At 71.2% G+C, this 18,288-nt stretch carries 17 protein-coding genes and 2 pseudogenes; 15 read left to right on the top strand and 4 right to left on the bottom strand.

All coding sequences use genetic code 11. The features are described 5' to 3' along the window. Window position 1: 1 nt before the first annotated feature. The 10 genes and pseudogenes from VGX25_RS19980 to alc all read left to right on the top strand — a co-directional run bounded on the left by VGX25_RS19980 (window position 2) and on the right by alc (window position 9,950). On the top strand, window positions 2–925 hold the full coding sequence (locus VGX25_RS19980; protein ID WP_326919356.1) for a sugar ABC transporter permease: 924 nt from the start codon (window positions 2–4) through the stop codon (window positions 923–925). Continuing rightward, the gene (locus VGX25_RS19975) at window positions 925–1,827 is read left to right on the top strand and encodes a carbohydrate ABC transporter permease (RefSeq protein ID WP_326919355.1); all 903 of its coding nucleotides are present in this window, start codon (window positions 925–927) and stop codon (window positions 1,825–1,827) included. Before VGX25_RS19980 ends, VGX25_RS19975 begins: the two co-directional genes overlap by 1 nt. Window positions 1,828–1,900: 73 nt before the next feature. Further along, window positions 1,901–2,191 carry a hypothetical protein gene (locus VGX25_RS19970; protein ID WP_326919354.1) on the top strand — a complete coding sequence of 97 codons (291 nt, stop codon included), beginning with the start codon at window positions 1,901–1,903 and terminating at the stop codon, window positions 2,189–2,191. Further along, window positions 2,184–2,819: a DUF6879 family protein gene (locus tag VGX25_RS19965; RefSeq protein WP_326919353.1), complete on the top strand. Its 636-nt coding sequence runs from the start codon at window positions 2,184–2,186 to the stop codon at window positions 2,817–2,819. The genes VGX25_RS19970 and VGX25_RS19965 overlap by 8 nt, the downstream gene beginning before the upstream one ends. Window positions 2,820–3,057: 238 nt before the next feature. Then, a pseudogene (locus tag VGX25_RS35730) lies at window positions 3,058–3,395 on the top strand (DUF6082 family protein); the annotation flags it as partial. A gap of 231 nt (window positions 3,396–3,626) precedes the next feature. Further along, on the top strand, window positions 3,627–4,829 hold the full coding sequence (gene ftsY, locus VGX25_RS19955) for a signal recognition particle-docking protein FtsY (protein ID WP_326919351.1): 1,203 nt from the start codon (window positions 3,627–3,629) through the stop codon (window positions 4,827–4,829). A 28-nt stretch (window positions 4,830–4,857) separates the two neighbouring features. After that, window positions 4,858–6,438: a malate synthase A gene (gene aceB / locus VGX25_RS19950; RefSeq protein ID WP_326919350.1), complete on the top strand. Its 1,581-nt coding sequence runs from the start codon at window positions 4,858–4,860 to the stop codon at window positions 6,436–6,438. Further along, window positions 6,438–7,616: a DUF6986 family protein gene (locus tag VGX25_RS19945; protein ID WP_326919349.1), complete on the top strand. Its 1,179-nt coding sequence runs from the start codon at window positions 6,438–6,440 to the stop codon at window positions 7,614–7,616. The genes aceB and VGX25_RS19945 overlap by 1 nt, the downstream gene beginning before the upstream one ends. Beyond that, complete coding sequence (allB, locus tag VGX25_RS19940) at window positions 7,609–8,937, top strand: allantoinase AllB (RefSeq protein ID WP_326919348.1); 1,329 nt, start codon at window positions 7,609–7,611, stop codon at window positions 8,935–8,937. The genes VGX25_RS19945 and allB overlap by 8 nt, the downstream gene beginning before the upstream one ends. Further along, window positions 8,934–9,950 (top strand): allantoicase, encoded by a 1,017-nt coding sequence (gene alc, locus VGX25_RS19935; RefSeq protein WP_326919347.1) that lies wholly within the window; start codon window positions 8,934–8,936, stop codon window positions 9,948–9,950. The genes allB and alc overlap by 4 nt, the downstream gene beginning before the upstream one ends. 77 nt (window positions 9,951–10,027) lie before the next feature. Here alc and VGX25_RS19930 read toward each other — a convergent pair whose 3' ends face one another. Both VGX25_RS19930 and VGX25_RS19925 read right to left on the bottom strand, forming a co-directional pair. Next, a complete protein-coding gene (locus tag VGX25_RS19930; RefSeq protein WP_326919346.1) occupies window positions 10,028–10,882 on the bottom strand; it encodes an ABC transporter permease in 855 nt (284 codons plus the stop codon). Next, window positions 10,879–11,775: an ABC transporter ATP-binding protein gene (locus VGX25_RS19925; RefSeq protein ID WP_326919345.1), complete on the bottom strand. Its 897-nt coding sequence runs from the start codon at window positions 11,773–11,775 to the stop codon at window positions 10,879–10,881. Before VGX25_RS19925 ends, VGX25_RS19930 begins: the two co-directional genes overlap by 4 nt. 133 nt (window positions 11,776–11,908) lie before the next feature. Between VGX25_RS19925 and VGX25_RS19920 the strand changes: the two genes are divergently transcribed. Beyond that, window positions 11,909–13,063: a sensor histidine kinase gene (locus VGX25_RS19920; protein ID WP_326919344.1), complete on the top strand. Its 1,155-nt coding sequence runs from the start codon at window positions 11,909–11,911 to the stop codon at window positions 13,061–13,063. Further along, window positions 13,060–13,716: a response regulator transcription factor gene (locus VGX25_RS19915; protein WP_326919343.1), complete on the top strand. Its 657-nt coding sequence runs from the start codon at window positions 13,060–13,062 to the stop codon at window positions 13,714–13,716. The genes VGX25_RS19920 and VGX25_RS19915 overlap by 4 nt, the downstream gene beginning before the upstream one ends. Before the next feature lie 8 nt (window positions 13,717–13,724). On the opposite strand, the gene VGX25_RS19910 is transcribed toward VGX25_RS19915, so the two are convergent. Further along, window positions 13,725–14,600, bottom strand: coding sequence for an NUDIX hydrolase (locus tag VGX25_RS19910; protein WP_326919342.1), 876 nt, complete (start codon window positions 14,598–14,600; stop codon window positions 13,725–13,727). A 169-nt stretch (window positions 14,601–14,769) separates the two neighbouring features. Continuing rightward, on the bottom strand, window positions 14,770–15,402 hold the full coding sequence (locus VGX25_RS19905) for a (2Fe-2S)-binding protein (RefSeq protein WP_326919341.1): 633 nt from the start codon (window positions 15,400–15,402) through the stop codon (window positions 14,770–14,772). Between the two features lie 206 nt (window positions 15,403–15,608). Between VGX25_RS19905 and VGX25_RS19900 the strand changes: the two genes are divergently transcribed. The 3 genes and pseudogenes from VGX25_RS19900 to VGX25_RS19890 form a co-directional block, all read left to right on the top strand. Beyond that, a complete protein-coding gene (locus VGX25_RS19900; protein ID WP_414635882.1) occupies window positions 15,609–16,946 on the top strand; it encodes an ammonium transporter in 1,338 nt (445 codons plus the stop codon). Beyond that, window positions 16,943–17,281 carry a P-II family nitrogen regulator gene (locus VGX25_RS19895; protein WP_326919339.1) on the top strand — a complete coding sequence of 113 codons (339 nt, stop codon included), beginning with the start codon at window positions 16,943–16,945 and terminating at the stop codon, window positions 17,279–17,281. The genes VGX25_RS19900 and VGX25_RS19895 overlap by 4 nt, the downstream gene beginning before the upstream one ends. Next, window positions 17,281–18,288, top strand: a pseudogene (locus VGX25_RS19890) ([protein-PII] uridylyltransferase); the annotation flags it as partial. The gene VGX25_RS19895 and the pseudogene VGX25_RS19890, both read left to right, overlap by 1 nt.

Here is an 18,288-nt window from a genome sequence, read left to right as displayed (position 1 = left end):
CGTGCACCACCGCAAGTACCGGTTCATCCTCGGGATCCTGGTCGCCCCGCTGGCGCTGTACCTGGTGTTCGTCGTCTCCCCGAACATCCAGGCGGTCTACTACTCGCTCACGGACTGGAGCGGGTACAGCCAGACGCAGAACTTCGTCGGGCTGGAGAACTACGTCCGGCTGGTGAACGACTCGCTGTTCTGGACCGCGTTGCGCAACAACGGGGTGCTGCTGCTCGTGCTGCCGATCACGACGATCTCGCTCGGGCTGCTGTTCGCGTTCCTGCTGCACCTCGGCGGCCGGCGGCGGGGCGCGGTGGCGCAGGGCCTGCGTGGATCCCGGTTGTACAGCGCGGTGTACTTCTTCCCGTACCTGCTGTCGGTGGCGATCATCGCCGTGCTCTGGCAGCAGTCGTACAACCCGCAGGGTGGGATCGTGCCGAGGACCATGTCGGCCCTCGGCATCGACCCGCCGACCGACGGGCTGCTCGGCACCCCGAGCACGGCGCTGTGGGCGTGCATCGGGGTGGCCGTGTGGCACGCGGTCGGCTTCTACGTGGTGCTGTTCTCGGCCGGGCTCGCGTCCATCCCCCGGGACATCTTCGAGGCCGCCGCGCTGGACGGGGTGAACCGGCTGACGATGTTCTTCCGGATCGCGTTGCCGCTGCTGTGGGACAACGTCCAGGTCGCGTTCGTCTACTTGGGAATCATCGCGCTGGACTTCTTCGCGATCATCAACATCATGACGCCGCACCCGGAGGCGGTCGGCAACTCCACCGAGGTGATCGCGCACTACCTGTTCACCCGGGCGTTCAGCGGCGACGCCAACCCGCAGTACGGCTATGCGTCGGCGATCGGCGTGATGCTGTTCTTCCTCACCCTCACCCTGGCCGCGGTCATGTTCCGGGCGAGCCGCAGGGAGAAGGTGGAGTACTGATGGCCACCACCACCGAGGTCCGACCCACGCCGCCGATTGATCGGCCCACGGGCTCCGTCGGGGTCCGGCGGGGCGGCGAGCGCTCGGCCACCGCGCTGTTCCAGGTGATCCTCGCCGCCTGGGCGCTGGTGTCCGTGCTGCCGCTGCTGTGGGCGACGATCACCGCGTTCAAGCCCAACCCCGAGGTGTTCTCCTCGCCGTGGGCGCTGCCGTCGAGCTGGAACCTGGACAACTTCGCCCGCGCCTGGGGCGCGGCCTCGATCGGCCAGTTCTTCGTCAACACGGTGATCGTGGTGTCCGGCGCGCTCGCGCTGACCATGCTGCTGTCCACAATGGTCGCCTACGTCGTGGCCCGCTACGAGTTCCCCGGCAACCGGTTCATCTACTACCTGTTCGCCGCCGGCCTGATGTTCCCGGTGTTCCTCGCCCTGGTCCCGCTCTTCTTCGTGGTCCGCAACCTCGGCCTGCTGCACAGCCACATCGGCCTGATCCTGGTCTACGCCGCCTACGCCATGCCGTTCTCGGTGTTCTTCCTCACCGCGTTCTTCCGCACGCTGCCGACCGCGGTGGCCGAGGCCGCCCTGATCGACGGCTGCTCCCACACCGGCGTTCTGTTCCGCGTCATGCTCCCCATGGCCCGCCCCGGCATCGTCAGCGTCGCCCTGTTCAACTTCCTCGGCCTCTGGAACCAGTACCTGCTGCCCCTTGTTCTCAACCAGGGCGACAAATCCACCGCCGTCCTCACCGAAGGATTGGCCGCACTCGTCGCCGAACAGGGCTACGCCTCCGACTGGAGCGCCCTCTTCGCCGGCATGATCATCGCCATGCTCCCCGTCCTCATCGTCTACCTGATCTTCCACCGCCGCATCCGCGAAGGCTTCGTCGCCGGCGCCCTGAAGTAGGTTGTCAATTGCCCCCTCAGCGTGTCGCCGCGGATACTCCTCGTATCCGCTAGGTACGAGGTGGGGAGTCGCGATGACTGCGAGCAGTGGATCACGGCCATGGGAAGCCGACCCTCGGGCGACCTTCGCGCGGCGCCTGGGCAAGCATCCGACGGAACTCGACGAACCGACGACTGACGGGAAAGACGGATGCCCGGACATCTGGGAACTCTCCAACGGAGATGTTGCGGTCATTGGACGTGATCTCACTGAGGTCTACGCTGGGCGCCTACCTGAAGGGGTGACGGTGGTTCACGATGAGCGTCTCGTCGTGATCCCACGCGTCACGATTGTCGCGGCGAAACAGGATATCCCAGATGCTTGACCAGGTCCGCAAGTCAGCGGGCGAGACCTTCGTCCCTGTCCGAGCCTACCGGGAAGATTTGGGCCCGCTATGGTCCAAGATCGATCGATTCGACAAGCTGGAGCGCATTCAGCATTTCCGTCAGCCGGAAAGCGCCAGTTGGCGAGCTTTTGCCGCCGGCCGATGGGAGGAGGCGCTCGAGCTCACCGAACAGGATCGTCCAGAAGTTGTTGCCGAGTTCGCCGAGGACAGGCGTCTGGGCTACAACTCCTATCGAGTTCGGGTAGTCGAATTTCCGATAGATCCGTACCTGCAGTGGGAGATGCACAGGTTCAAGATCCGGGTTGAGTGTGGGGAGAACATCCGTGTGGTCGGGCCAGAGCTGTTGGCCCGATTCGAGACGCATGGCATCGTGCCAGAGCTGATCTTCATGGGTTCCCTGGCCATGTATGAGGTCCTGTACAGCGAGGCAGGTGTGCTGGCGGGCGGCCGGAAGTTCACCGACTCTGAGTTGATCGCCGGTTGTCGGGCTGAGGTCCAGGCGCTCTACGCTCAGGGCGAAGACTTCTGGACCTTCTTCGATCGCGAGATCGCGCCACTGCCACCACCGGCCGGGGAACCAGAGTTCAGCACGTCAGCAGGTCCGTGAGCCACCCGGATCGGGCTCATCGCCGGTCGTGGCCGCGCGGAGCGTCGGTAAGCAGAGCCGTCCTGTTCCTGGCGATAATTCTGCTTGTGACTGTCTCCATGGGACTGGTCGTCATGTCGCCGCTCGCGCTCAGCGCGCTTGACAGCGGCAGCCAGGTGGACTGGAATCGGCTGAGCAACATAGGCGAGACCTATGGGCCGTGTCGGCCGTCATCGCGGCAATAGCTCTGCTCGGCGTGATGATCTCACTGGTTATCCAGAGCCGCGAGGCCAAGGCGGCGCGCAAGAGCGCGCGACGCGCCCATCATGTGGAAATGATGCGGATGGCGATGGATGATCCGCGTTACATGGAATGTTGGGGCCGTACCTGACCGAGACCTTCGCTGCCGAAGGCCAGTACACATATGTCAACTTAATAGTGGCGCACCTGTTCTCCGGACACGAGGTTGGCGAGCTGTCTGGCAAAAGACTCCGGGCGACGGCCGCGAGCGTGTTCGCCAGTGCTCCGGGGCGGCATTACTGGCGGAATGGCGGGAGGTTCTGGCGGGACAACTATTCGGGGCGGCGGGCGAGGCGGTTCTACCAGGTGTTGGAGGAGACCTATCAGGAGGCGATCAGGAAGCCGCCGGCACGGCCGCCCACCAACGCCGGACAGGAGTCACGGCCGAAGCTGCGGGGTGAGAGAGCCGGAGATCGGTGGGTGAGCGTGCTGGCGGCGGTTGCCGGGGGCGCGGCGGCTGCGTTGGTGGTGGTTCGGGCGGTCGGCGCGCGCTGCGCCGGTCGTGAACCGCCGTGCGAGGATGGCCGGGTGTCGAGCACCCTGATCATTGTCCTGGTCGTCGTCGCCGTCGTGGTCGCGTTGGCCGTGGTGGCGGGTGTCGTGCTCGCCCGGCGCCGGCGGATCGATCTCGGGGCGGCCAAGGCTCCGGTTGAGGAGAAGCCGGGTTACCGCGCGGACAGTGCGATCACGCTGGCGCCCGGGGGCGACACCGCGACCGCGCCGGCGGTCGAGGTGCCCGAGCAGCCGGTGGCCGAGCCCGAGGTCGAGCCCGTGCCGGCGGCCGAGCCGGTGGAGGAGATCGCGCCCGTCGGTGGGCGGTTGGAGCGGTTGCGGGGGCGGTTGGCGCGGTCCCGGTCCGCCTTCGGTCAGGGTCTGCTCGGTCTGCTCGGGGCCGGCGATCTGGACGAGGACTCGTGGACCGAGGTGGAGGACACCTTGCTCCTCGCCGACCTGGGGGCCGCCACCACGGCCGAGGTGATCGAGCGGCTGCGGACCGAGCTGGTGGCCAGGGCCGTCCGCACGCCCGAGCAGGCCCGGGCCGTGCTGCGGGAGATCCTCGTCGAAGCCCTGCACCCGGGCATGGATCGGGCGGTCCGGGCCCTTCCGCACGACACCGACGGCCGGCAGCCCGCCGTCGTCCTGGTCGCCGGCGTCAACGGCACGGGCAAGACCACGACCACCGGCAAGCTGGCCCGCGTGCTCATCGCCGGCGGCCGCACCGTCGTCCTGGGGGCCGCCGACACCTTCCGCGCCGCCGCCGCGGACCAGCTGCAGACCTGGGCCGAGCGGGTCGGCGCGGAGGTGGTGCGGGGCAAGGAGGGCGCCGACCCGGCCGCGGTGGCCTTCGACGCGGTCAAGCGGGGCGTGGCGGCCGGGGTGGACGCCGTCCTCGTGGACACCGCCGGCCGCCTGCACACCAAGACCGGGCTCATGGACGAGCTGGGCAAGGTCAAGCGGGTGGTGGAGAAGCAGGCCAAGGTCGACGAGGTGCTGCTAGTCCTCGACGCCACCACCGGGCAGAACGGCCTCGCCCAGGCGCGGGTGTTCGCCGAGGTGGTCGACGTGACCGGGATCGTGCTGACCAAGCTCGACGGCACCGCGAAGGGCGGCATCGTCTTCCAGGTACAGCGCGAGCTGGGCGTGCCGGTGAAGCTGGTCGGGCTCGGCGAGGGGGCGGACGATCTGGCGCCGTTCGAGCCGGGCGCGTTCGTGGACGCTTTGTTGGGCTGACCGCGGCGTCGGCGGGCAGGATGTCAGCATGGTCGACATCAAGGTGCTCTGCCCCGCTGTGGAGCGAGACGACGAGATCCTGACCTCCGAGGCGCTGCGGTTCGTGGCGGGCCTGCATGCCGGTTTCGCCAAGCGCCGCGACGAGTTGCTGGCGCGGCGGCGCGAGCGCCGGGACGAGGCGGCCCGCACCGGCCGGCTGGACTTCCTGCCGGAGACCGCCGAGGTGCGCGAGTCGGACTGGCGGGTGGCGCCGGCCCCGCCGGACCTGCTCGACCGCCGGGTGGAGATCACCGGGCCCACCGAGCGGAAGATGGCGATCAACGCGCTCAACTCCGGCGCCAGGATATGGCTGGCCGATCTCGAGGACGCCAACACTCCACATTGGACGAACGTGATCTCCGGACAGGTCAACCTGGCCGACGCCGTGCGGGGGACGATCGCGTTCACCTCGCCAGAGGGGAAGGAGTACGCCCTCCGCGACGACGTCGAGCATGCGGTGATCGTGATGCGGCCGCGCGGCTGGCACCTGCCGGAGCGCAACCTGGTCTTCGACGGCCGGGAAGGGATCGGGGCCCTTGTCGACTTCGGGCTCTACTTCTTCCACAACGCGAAAGCCTTGCTGGACAAGGGCAGCGGCCCGTACTTCTACCTGCCCAAGCTGGAGAGCCACCTCGAGGCGCGGCTGTGGAACGACGTGTTCACCCACGCCGAGGCCGAGCTGGGCATCCCGCACGGCGCGATCCGCGCCACCGTGCTGATCGAGACGATCCCGGCGGCATTCGAGATGGAGGAGATCCTCTACGAGCTGCGCGAGCACGCGTCGGGCCTCAACGCGGGGCGGTGGGACTACCTGTTCAGCCTCATCAAGTACTTCCGGGACGCGGGGCCGGGATTCGTGTTGCCGGACCGCAACAGCGTGACGATGACCGCGCCGTTCATGCGGGCCTACACCGAGCTGCTGGTGCGCACGTGCCACAAGCGCGGGGCGTTCGCGATGGGCGGCATGGCGGCGTTCATCCCGAACCGGCGTGATCCCGAGGTGACGGCCAAGGCGCTGGAGAAGGTCCGGGAGGACAAGCGCCGCGAGGCCGGGGACGGGTTCGACGGGTCGTGGGTGGCCCATCCCGATCTGGTGCCGATCTGCCAGGAGGTGTTCGACGAGGTGCTGGGGGAGCGACCCAACCAGCTCGATCGCCTGCGCGAGGACGTCTCGGTCACCGCCGACCAGCTGCTGGACGTGGCGGCGACGCCGGGCAGGGCCACCGAGGCGGGCCTGCGCGCGGCGGTCGACGTTGGCGTGCGGTACATCGCGTCCTGGCTGTCCGGCAACGGGGCGGCGGCGATCCACAACCTGATGGAGGACGCGGCGACGGCGGAGATCTCGCGGTCGCAGGTGTGGCAGTGGGTGCGCAACGAGGTGGAGCTGGACACCGGGGTGAAGGTGACCGCCGACCTCGTCCGGGAGGTGCTGGCCGGGACGCGGCGGGCGCTGCGCGACGAGGTGCCCGCGGAGCATCTCGACCCGGCGTGCCAGCTGTTCGAGGAGGTCGCGCTGGCCGAGGAGTACGTCGACTTCCTGACGCTGCCCGCGTACGAGCGGATCGAGTGATGCGCCGCACCTCGCTCGACGGCGCCATCATCGCCGAGGTCATCGCCAAGCTTTCCACAGTGGACACTCCGGCCGCGGTGGGCGCTCGGCAGCCCGTGCACACCTGCTACGTGCCGGCGGACCGGCTCACCCCGAACCTGCTCCGGGAGTGGGGCGACCACGCGCTCGCCATGCTCGACGCGCACGGCGCGCTGCTCGAGGTCCCGGACGGCGTGCTGGCCAAGGTGCGCGCGAAGCTGGAGCGCGAGCCGGTCGAGGATCTCCGGATCGACTTCGAGGACGGCTACGGAACGCGCGGCGACGCGACCGAGGACGCCGATGCCGAGCGCGCGGCCTCGACCGTCGCCGCGTGGCACCGGGCCGGCACCGCCCCGCCCTCGTGCGGCATCCGGTTCAAGTCCTTCCACACCACGGCGTTGCTCGAGCGCGGGGTGCGCACGCTGGACATCTTCCTGACCGCGCTCGGCGCCGTGCCGCCGGGCCTGACGCTCACGTTTCCCAAGGTGACCGGGCCCGGACAGGTCGCGGCGCTGGTCGAGCTGCTCGAGCTGCTCGAGGACCGGCTCGGACTGGCGTCGGCCACGCTGCGGTTCGAGATCCAGATCGAGACCACCCGGTCCATTGTGGACGCCGAGGGTCGGCTTGCGGTGCCACGGCTGATCGCCGCGGGCCGTGGTCGGGTGTCCGGCCTGCACTTCGGCACCTACGACTACACCGCGGCCTGCGGCCTGGACGCCGCGCAGCAGCACCTCGCGCACCCGGCGTGTGACTTCGCCCGGCACGTGATGCAGGTGAGCGCGGCGGGCACGGGGGTGCGGCTGTCGGACGGGTCGACCAACGTCCTTCCGGTGGGCGACTTCGTGGAGCGGGGCTGGCGGACCCACTACGAGCTGGTCCGGCGCGGGCTCGAGCACGGCTTCTACCAGGGGTGGGATCTGCACCCGGCGCAGCTGGTCAGCCGGTACGCGGCCGTGTTCACGTACTACCTCGAGCATGCCGGCGAGTCGGCGCGGCGGTTGCGGGCCTATCTGACCGGGTCCGGCGGCCCGGTCGCCGACGAGCCGGCCACCGCGCGGGCGCTGGCCGGGACGCTCCGCCGGGCGGTCGACTGCGGCGCGCTGACCGAGGCACAGGTGACCGATCTGGTCGGCAGTCCGGAGTGGACAGCGCATGTTTGATCTGGTGCTCCGGGCCCGCCGGGTGATCACGCCGGAGGGGGAGGTGGCGCGGTCCGTCGGCGTGCGGGACGGCCGGATCGCCGCCGTGGAGCCGTTCGACGCCGTCCCGGACGCCGCACGAGTGGTCGATCTGGGCGAGGACGTGGCGTTGCTGCCCGGTTTGGTGGACACGCACGTGCACGTCAACGAGCCGGGGCGGACCGAGTGGGAGGGGTTCGAGACCGCAACTCGCGCGGCCGCGGCGGGCGGCATCACGACCATTGTGGACATGCCGCTCAACAGCGTGCCGCCGACGATCGACGTGGCCGCGCTGGAGGTGAAACGCAAGGCCGCGCAAGGCAAGGTGTACGTGGACGTCGGCTTCTGGGGCGGGGCGGTGCCGGGCAACGCGGGCCACCGGCGGGCGCTGCACGACGCGGGGGTGTTCGGGTTCAAGTGCTTCATGCTGCACTCCGGCGTCGACGAGTTCGACTACCTGCGGCCGCACGATCTGGCCGACGCGTTGCACCAGCTCAGCGGGTTCGGCGCGGTGATGATCGTGCACGCCGAGGACGCCGGGACCATCGACCACGCGCCGGGTGCGCACGGCCGGCGGTACGCCGACTTCCTGGCGTCCCGGCCGCGGGGCGCGGAGAACCTGGCGGTGGCGCGGGTGACCGAGTTCGCCAGGTGGACCGGCGCCCGGGTGCACATCCTCCATCTGTCCTCTTCGGACACACTGCCGATGATCGCCTCGGCGCGCCGGGACGGCGTCGCGATCACGGTGGAGACCTGCCCGCACTACCTGACGTTCAGCGCGGAGGAGATTCCGGACGGGGCCACGCAGTTCAAGTGCTGCCCACCGATCAGGGAGGCGGACAACCGCGAGCGGCTGTGGCGCGGGCTGGCCGAGGGTGTGATCGACTGCGTGGTCAGCGACCACTCGCCGTGCACCGCCGAGCTGAAGCGCGGGGATACCGGGGACTTCGGGCTCGCCTGGGGCGGCATCGCCGGGCTGCAGGTCGGTCTGCCCGCCGTCTGGACGCAGGCGCGGCGCCGCGGCCACGCCCTGACCGACGTCGCCCGGTGGATGGCGACCCGGCCGGCCGAGCTGTTCGGCTTGCGGCGCAAGGGAAAGATCGCCCTCGGCTACGATGCCGACCTCTGCGTTCTCGCCCCGGAGGAGGAGCTCACCGTGGACGCCGGCACGTTGCACCACCGCAACCCGGTCAGCGCCTACCACGGCAGCACCCTGACCGGGGTCGTGCGCGGCGCCTGGCTGCGCGGCCAGCCCATCGGGGCCGAGCCGCGCGGCGTGCTGATCACCAGGGGTGAGGCGTGACCGCGGCGTGGGCCCGGCTGCCCGACCTGGCCTCGCGCCGGTTCGGCGGCAGCGTGGTCTGGGCCAACGACGAGACGTTCGCCGAGCGGGAGAACCTGATCAAGCCGGCCGACCCGGTGTTCCAGCCGGGCACGTTCGGCCACAAGGGACAGATCTACGACGGCTGGGAGACAAGGCGCCGCCGGGAGGCCGGCAACGACCAAGCGATCGTCCGGCTCGGGCTGCCCGGGGTCGTGCACGGCGTAGTGGTCGACACCGCGTTCTTCACCGGCAACTACCCGCCGTTCGCCTCGGTGGGGGCGTGCTCGGTCGACGACTATCCCGGCCCGGCCGAGCTGGTCGAGGCGGACTGGGCGACCCTGGTGCCGCGCTCGCCGCTGCGCGGGGACTTCCGCAACGCCTTCGACGTCGCACCCGGCCACCGCTGGACCCATGTCCGGCTCACGATCTACCCGGACGGCGGTGTGGCCCGGCTGCGGGTGCACGGCGAGCCGGTGCCCGAGCTGACGTTCCTCGACCTGAACTCGTTCGACCTCGCCGCCCTTGAGAACGGCGGCCGGATCGTCGGCTGCAGCAACATGTTCTACTCGTCGCCGGCCAACCTGATCTCCCCGGGCCTCGCCGCCAGCATGGGCGACGGCTGGGAGACCGCCCGCCGGCGCGACGAGGGCAACGACTGGGTGACCGTCCAGCTCGCCGGCCGCGGGGTGATCCGGCTCGCCGAGCTGGACACCAGCCACTTCAAGGGAAATGCCCCCGGCTGGGCCGCACTGTCCGGATGCGACACCCGGGTGGCCGGCCAGGACGAGCCGGGCGCCTGGTTCGAGCTGCTGCCGAGAACCAGGCTGCAGCCCGACACCCGGCACCGGTTCCCGCTGATCGACGCCAACCCCACCACGCACGTGCGGCTGGACATCTACCCCGACGGCGGCATGGCCCGGCTGCGGCTGCACGGCGGCCTCACCGACGATGGTCGGGAGGCCGTCGTGCGCCGCTGGCTGGACCTCCGTTGACCGGCGTGTTGGCGCCTGGCGTCGTCGTGTTTGCGCGTGGCGCGCCAACACGGCGACGTGAGCGGCAAACACGCCGGTCAGGTGATGTCCTGCCGCCGCATCGTGAACACCATGAGCAGGGCGAACACCACCAGGTAGCCGGCGGCGAGGATGACCGCCGGGGCGGCGTCCAGATTGGTCACCACGCCCGGCGGGCCGCCCTCGGACACCGGGGTGGCGCCCACCGCCGCGGCCACCGAGCCGGCCACCGTACCCGGCAGCACGTCGGTGACCGGGCGCAGCCAGTCGAGCAGGGAAGCGGTGCCGCGCAACAGGTTCTCCACCGCGAGCACCCACACGACGCCGAGCCCGACGGCGAGCGCGGGGCTGCGGGTGAGCGCGCCGATCGCCGCGCCGGCCAGAGTCCACATGGCGGCGATCAGCACCGCCCCGGCCAGCCCGCCGGCGATCTCGCCGACCGGCGGCAGCGCCAGGCTCTGCCCCTCGACGGCCGCCAGCGCCGCCGCGACGCCCAGGTCGACCAGGAACGTCGCGAGCACCAGCGCGATGGCGAAACCCACCAGCGCCACCAGGTTTCCGCCGACGGCGGCGATCCGGCCGCGCCCCTGGATGAACGTCGTCTTCCAGGTGCCCCACCCGTAGCCGCCGCCCGCCGCGAGCGCGCCGAGCGTGAGCATGATCGCGCCGCCGAACATCGGGATGCCCCCGATCACGGCGGCCGGCACGTTGCCAGGCAGGATCTGCGCCAGCAGGTCGGCAACCGGCACACCCTCGTTGGAGAACCCGCCGCCCCCGGTGCGGTAGGACAGGTACGGGAACACGTAGCCGAAGGTGAGGTTCAGCAGCACCCAGATGCCGAGCATCACCCACAGCGCCGGCCACAGCCGCAGCCGCAGCAGCTCGGCCCGGGTGCTGGACACCAACGCGGTCATGACGCCATCTCCCGTCGTCCGGTCATCTCGAAGAACACTTCCTCCAGCGAGCGCTCCGACGGCCGGAGCTCGTGCACGTCCACGCCCGCACCCACCAGGGCGCGGTTGACCTCGGGTGCGCGGCTCGGGTCCAGCCGCAGCCGGACCAGACCGTCCTCAGTGGACACCGTTTCGTCGAACCGCATGCACACGGCCAAAGCCGTGTCCAGCGGGTCGGCGCGCACGACGAGGCGCTCGCCGCCGCGCAGATCGCCGACCGTCGACTCGGTGACCAGCCGGCCGTGGGAGATCACGCCGACCCGGTCGCAGATCTCCTGCACCTCACCGAGTTGGTGGCTGGACAGCAGCACGGTCTGGCCGGCCGCGGACAGGTCGGCGAGCAGCCGCCGCATGTCGGCCACACCGCCCGGGTCGAGACCGTTGGTCGGCTCGTCGAGGATCAGCAGCTCAGGGTCGCCGAGCAGCGCGGCGGCCACCCCCAGTCGCTGCTTCATCCCCAGCGAGTACGACCGGAACCGGTCCCCGGCCCGGGCGGTGAGCTCCACCCGGTCGAGCGCGCGCTCGACGCGGGTGTCATCGAGGCCGCGGTAGCGGGCGAGCACCCGCAGGTTGTCGCGGCCGGACAGGTAGGGGTAGAACCCCGGACCCTCGATCAGGGCGCCGACCCGGCGGTTCGCGGCCGGGCTGCCGGCCGGCTCGCCGAGCACGGTTGCCGCGCCGCTGGTCGGTTTGATCAGGCCCAGCACCATGCGCAGCGTGGTCGTCTTGCCCGCGCCGTTGGGCCCGAGGAAGCCGTAGACCTCGCCGCGCCGCACGGTCAGGCTCACCATCTCCACGGCGACCTGGCCGCCGTACCGCTTGGTCAGATGTTCCGTTCGGACTGCCGTTTCCATGCCGTCAAGGGTGGGTCGGCCGGCCCTGCCGGGTCGTCCCGCCAGCCGCGTCATCCCGGCTACGCGGGACCGCGTACGCCGGCTACGTGCGGCGGGGGACGCGGCCACGCCCGGCGCCGCCTATCGTCGGGGCATGGAACGCGCGCGGCAGTGGCTGCGGGACGGGTGGCCGTCCCTGCCGGTGCTGGCGATCGTGCTGCTCGGCACCCAGGGCGCCGCGGCCTCCCAGTCGGACGCCGTGCGACCGGACGTCCTCGGCTACGCGCTGGCGATCGCGGCGGTCCTGGGGGTGGTGCTGCACCGGCGGCCGGGGCTTGGCCTGGCCGTCAACGGCCTGACCGTGTCCGGCTACCTGGTCGCCGGCTATCCCTACGGGCCCGTGCTGCTGACGGTTCCGGTCGTGGTGTTCACCCTGGCCCGGCGGTGGCCGTTCGGGCGGGCCACGCTGGCCGTGGCGGCGGACTTCGCCGTGATCATCGTCGCGGTGGCCACCCGACACCTGCTGCGGCCGACCGGCCTGAGCGTCACCAACATGCTGTGGTTGACGGTCGCCTGGGGCGCGGTCCTCGCGGCCGCGGTCGCGGCGGGCACGGCGGTGCGGGTGCGCCAGGAGGCCACCGCCGGGGTGCGCGCCGAGCAGGCGCGGCGGGCGGCCTCGGAGGAGCGCCTGCGGATGGCGCAGGACCTGCACGACTCGGTCGGCCACGGGCTCGCGGTGATCGCCATGCAGGCCGGCATCGCGCTGCGCCTGCTCGACCGCGACCCCGAGGCGGCGAGGACCTCGATGGAGGCCGTGCGGGCGACCAGCCGCGAGTCGCTGGAGAGCCTGCGGGCCCAGCTGGAGGCGCTGTGCAGTCCCGGCGCGGCGCAGCGGCGGCCCGCCCCCGGCCTCGACGACCTGGAGCGGCTGACCGACCGGGTCCGGGCCGGCGGGGTCGCGCTGCGCGTGCACGTCGATCCCGACCTCCCGGCCCTACCGTCCGAAGTGGACACCGCGGCGTACCGGATCCTGCAGGAGTCGCTGACCAACGTGCTGCGGCATGCCGGCGCCACGTCGGCGACGATCCGGGTCGGTTGCGCGCACGGCGCGCTGCTGCTCGAGGTCACCGACACCGGCCGCACCGGGGCGGTCGACGGCGTGCTGGCAGACACCAGCGGCGGCTCCGGCATTTCCGGGATGCGGGCGCAGGCCGAGGCGCTGGGCGGTAGCCTGCGGGCCGGCCCCGACCCGGCCGGCGGGTTCGCCGTCGCGGCCCGGCTTCCGTTGCACAGTGGGGGAGTTCCGTGATCCGAGTCGTGATCGTCGACGATCAGGCCCTGGTCCGGGTGGGCGTGCGCGCCCTGCTGGGCTCCGAGCCGGACACCGAGCTGGTCGGCGAGGCCGCCGACGGGCGCGAGGGCCTCAAGGTGATCCGCGAGACGGTCCCGGACGTGGCGCTGATGGACATCCGCATGCCCGAGCTGGACGGTCTGGCCGCGCTGCGCGAGATCACCGCCGACCCGGCGCTGGCCGGCGTGCGCGTCGTCATGCTCACCACGTTCGGCCTCGACGAGTACGTCTTCGAGGCATTGCGTTGCGGCGCAAGCGGTTTCCTGCTCAAGGACGCCGAGCCCGACGAGCTGCTCCGCGCCGTCCGGGTGGTGACGGACGGCGGCTCGCTGCTGTCCCCGGCGGTCACCCGCAGCGTGATCTCCCGGTTCGCCCGCCCCGGCCCGCCCACCGTGGCGCACCCCGGCGTCGAGCACCTCACCGACCGCGAGCGCGAGGTCGTCGGCTGGGTCGCCACCGGCATGTCCAACGACGAGATAGCCGCCCAGCTCGTCGTCTCAAGCGAAACCATCCGCACCCACGTCAGCCGCGCCATGCTCAAACTCCACGCCCGCGACCGCGCCCAACTCGTGGTCTTCGCCATCCAGTCCGGCCTCGCCCCACCCGCCTAGCGTCGTCGCTAACCGAGCGCGAGCCGGATGGCGGCAATCGTTCGGGCGTCCCGAACGCGGCCGGCCTTGACCGCATCATCGATCTCGGTGACCGGCATCCTGATCAGGGCGGCGTGCCGTTCGGCGATATCGTCGGGATCATCGGGCACGGGGCGAGCGGCCAACCGGGTGAGCTCGCCGGCCCGGTAGACCTGCATCACCTGATTCATCCAGCCGGGACAAGACAGCAACGTGCCGACCGGCTCACACCGGCCGGCGTGAAAGCCGGTCTCCTCAGCCAACTCACGTCGCGCGTGCGACGAGGGATCCGCCCCGTCCGGAAGCTTTCCCATCGGCACCTGCACGACCAGCTCGCCCACCGCGGCGCGGTACTCCCGCACCAACAACAGCGACCCCTCGTGGACCGCCACGATCGCCACCACATCCGGAGAATGCAGATACCGGCCATGGAGCACCGCACCATCCGGCGCGCGCACCGTCACCTCTCCGACCCGCATACCCAGCTCGTCCTCCCGAACGGTCCGCGACAACTCCCGGAACCCGAAGCCCACGTCACCCACCCCACGATCCTCCCGCCACACCCGTTGCGCCGCTGGCAACGCCGGTGGCCGCCGTGCTCCGGCCGGGTAGTCGTGGAGGAGATCGGCCGGGGTCGTCGCGAACGCCTGGGCGAAGTCGGCGCCCCAGCGCGAGGTGATGAAGTCGAGCAACGTGGTGTGCTCGCCATCGCCCAGCGTGTTCCATTCCGCCTTTGCCGCCGGCACGTTGCTGGCGATCCGCTCCAGGTCCTCCAGGCTCGGCGGCCGGATCAGGTCGCGATCGTCGACGAGGGACGGGTTTCCACCGGTCGCGTCGGTCCAGACCCGCGTTGCCGTATCGGTCACCGTGTCCCAGGCCTGCCCGGCGACCTGCGTCGCGGTGTCCCACGCCTGCGCGGCGGTATCGGTTGCCGTGTCCCACGCCTGCTCCGCGGTGTCGGTGGCCGCGCCCCAGGCCTGACCGGCGGTCTCCGTGGCGGAGTCCCAGGCGACGCTTTTCGGGTGGAGTGGAGCGTCAGGCGCCGCCGTACGCGGCTTCCAGCCGGCTGCGGCGCTCCTCGGGGGTCTGGCGCGGGCAGCTGGTGCACTTGTCGATCCCCGGCGCCTCGTAGATCAGGCAGCACGACGCGCGGCGAACCACGAGGTGACCGCAGACCTTGGTAAAGCGCGGAGTCGGCAGGTCCGGGCCGATGGCGGCGGCCAGCTCCTCGGCGACGTCGGGGGTGCCGCCGGCCCACAGGACGCGGTTGGCCAGCGAGTCGGTGGCGATCGCCCAGAGGGCACGGGGCGGGGCCGCGGTGACCTCGGCGACCGCGCCGATCGTGGCCGACAGGGTCGCGTGGAGGTGGCGGCCGAGCGTGTCCCGGGGCAGCGTGGCGTCCGAGCGGGCGTCGAGGACGCGGCCGTCGGGATGCACGAGCAGGGTCAGGTGGGCAAGGCCCGGGTGCGCCGGCGTGCCGGTGGCGAGCAACGACTCGACGGGCGGTCCGATGAGGACGGAGCTGGCCGAGTACCACCAGAGGACGCCGAGGGCGGGGCGGCGGTCGAAGCGGTAGCGGCGGGCGGCGGCGACGACCTGGGCACGCAGCCACCCCGGCTCGAGGATCTTCGACCCCGGGACCGCGAGCAAACCGTTGGTTTCCAGCACATCTCCGATGGTCTTGAGGGTAGCCAGGGCGCCCGAAACGCGCTCGTAACACGAACGCGTGGACAGTTCACTTCGGTGAAACCTGGCGCGCGATCCTGCGAAACAGGACTTATCGATGCTCCCCGTGCAAATCTCGCGCACGGGAGGACGATGTGAACTCAGGAGATACCGCTTGGGTCCTGGCCAGTGCCGCGCTGGTCATGCTCATGACACCCGGACTGGCGTTCTTCTACGGCGGCATGGTGCGCTCCAGGAGCGTGCTCAACATGCTGATGATGAACTTCATCGCCCTCGCGGTGGTGAGTGTGCTGTGGATGCTGTACGGGTTCAGCCTCTCCTTCGGCAATGACGCGTTCGGGGGTTTGCTCGGAAACTTCGACTACGTCGGCCTGACCGACGCGGTCGGCCAGCTCGCCGGCTACGCGGTCGCGGCGACCGACAGCGCACCGGCGATCCCGTGGCCGGGCCCGGATGCCATACCGGTGCTGGCATTCGTCATGTTCCAGCTCATGTTCGCGATCATCACGCCCGCGCTGATCTCGGGTGCGATCGCCGACCGGGCGAAGTTCTGGAGCTGGGTGATCTTCCTCGTCCTGTGGGCCACCCTCGTCTACTTCCCGGTCGCGCACTGGGTCTTCTCGTTCAACGGCTTCGTCGGGGCCGACGCGGTCGGCGGTTGGATCGCCAACGAGCTCAAGGCGCTCGACTTCGCCGGTGGCACGGCGGTGCACATCAACGCCGGCGCCGCGGCGCTCGCCCTCGCGATCGTGCTCGGCCGGCGCCGCGGCTGGCCGAAGGACACCCCGCGGCCGCACAACGTCCCGTTCGTGCTCCTCGGCGCCAGCCTGCTGTGGTTCGGCTGGTACGGCTTCAACGCCGGCTCCGCGCTGACCGCCGGCGACCTCGCCGGGGTGGCCTTCACCAACACCACGATCGCCACCGCGGCCGCGGTGCTCGGCTGGCTGATCGTCGAGCAGATCAAGTATGGCAAGCCGACCACGCTGGGCGCCGCCTCCGGCGCCATCGCCGGCCTGGTCGCGGTCACCCCGGCCTGCGGCTACGTGGACATGTGGGGCGCGCTGGTGATCGGCGTCGCCGCGGGCGCGATCTGCGCGCTCGCGGTGAGCCTGAAGTACCGGCTCGGCCTTGACGACTCGCTCGACGTGGTGGGCATCCACCTGGTCGGCGGCCTGACCGGCACGCTGCTGATCGGCTTCTTCAGCTCCAAGGCGGTCAACGCGGCCTCGGTCGGCGAGGAGGGCCTGTTCTACGGCGGCGGGCTCACCCAGCTCGGCCGGCAGGCCGTGGCCGCCGGCGCCGTGCTGGCGTACTCGTTCGTGCTTACCCTGATCATCGGCATGCTGCTCAAGTACACGATCGGCTTCCGGGTCAGCCAGGAGGCCGAGACCGTGGGCATCGACGAGGCCGAGCACAAGGAGACCGCCTACGAGCTCGCCGGCTTCGGCGGCGGCGGCGCCGGGCAGCTGCCCGCCAGCACGCCGGTCACCAAGCCCGCCACCGTCCTCGAGGAGAGCAAGCGATGAAACTGGTTACCGCGATCATCAAGCCGTTCACGCTCGACGAGGTCAAGTCGGCGCTCGAGCAGATCGGCGTGCTCGGGATGACGGTCAGCGAGGTGCAGGGCTACGGCCGGCAGAAGGGCCACACCGAGGTCTACCGCGGCGCCGAGTACTCGGTGGACTTCGTGCCCAAGGTCCGCATCGAGGTGCTGGTCGACGACGCGGCCGCGGACAAGACCGTGGACACCATCGTCGAGACCGCCCGCACGGGCAAGATCGGTGACGGCAAGGTGTGGGTCACGTCGGTCGACTCGGTGATCCGGGTGCGCACCGGAGAGCGCGGCACAGACGCACTCTGATGGCAGGGAAGGGGGAAGGTCCGGTGGACACGACGGCTTCCGCCGGGCCGTCCCCGACGGCCGCCGATCTGGTCCTTGCCCGCGACCGGCTGCTCGCGGCCGGGGGTGGGCGGGGGCCGGCGCCGGGGCACCGGCTCGGCCCGCAGGCGCTCCGCGAGGCGCTGGCCGACCTGCACGAGTTCTGGCTCACCGCGCACGCCGGCCAGGCCGGGATCCACACCGACACCACGGGGATCACGCTGATCGCGGTCGGTGGGCTCGGCCGGCGCGAGCTCGTCCCGTACGCCGACCTCGACCTGCTGCTCGTGCACGACGGGCGCCCGGCAGCGGCGATCGAGCGGCTGGCCGAGGGACTCTGGTATCCACTGTGGAACGCCGGGATCGGCCTCGACCACTCGGTGCGCACCGTCGGCGAGGCCCTCGACGTGGCCGCCAACGACCTGCGCACCGCGGTCGGCCTGCTCGACGCCCGGCACATCGCCGGGGACCGCGAGCTGGCCGACCGGCTGGCCGGCGCCGCGCGCAGCCAGTGGCGGACCGGGGCGCGCAAGCGGCTGGCCGAGCTGATCGAGTCCGCCCGGCAGCGCTGGCAGCGCACCGGCGAGGTGGCGCACTGGGTGGAGCCGGACCTCAAGTACGGCAAGGGCGGCCTGCGGGACCTGGCGATCCTTGAGGCGCTTGCCGCCGCGCAGCTGGTCGACCGCCCGTCCGGCGAGGTGGCCCAGGCCCGGACGCTGCTGCTGGACGTGCGCACCGAGCTGCGCCGCGCTGCCGGCCGGCCGCGCGACGTGCTGCGCCCGCAGGACGGCGACGAGATCGGCGCGGTGCTCGGCATCGGCGACCGGTTCACCCTGGCCAGGGCGCTGTCCGGGGCGGGGCGGGCGGTGGCCTACGCGCTGGAGGTGGCGTTCCGCGCGACCGGGGCGGGCCCGCCGTCCCGGCGCCGGCTCGGTGTGCTTCGCCGCGGACCCGACCGCCGTCCGCTCGACGAGGGCGTGGTGCTGCAC

The sequence above is a fragment of the Actinophytocola sp. genome (assembly GCF_035942955.1).
In the GTDB taxonomy this organism is placed as follows: domain Bacteria; phylum Actinomycetota; class Actinomycetes; order Mycobacteriales; family Pseudonocardiaceae; genus DASYTH01.
The sequence above is the reverse complement of the archived record's forward strand: the minus strand, read 5'-3'. Positions and strand labels throughout refer to the sequence as shown.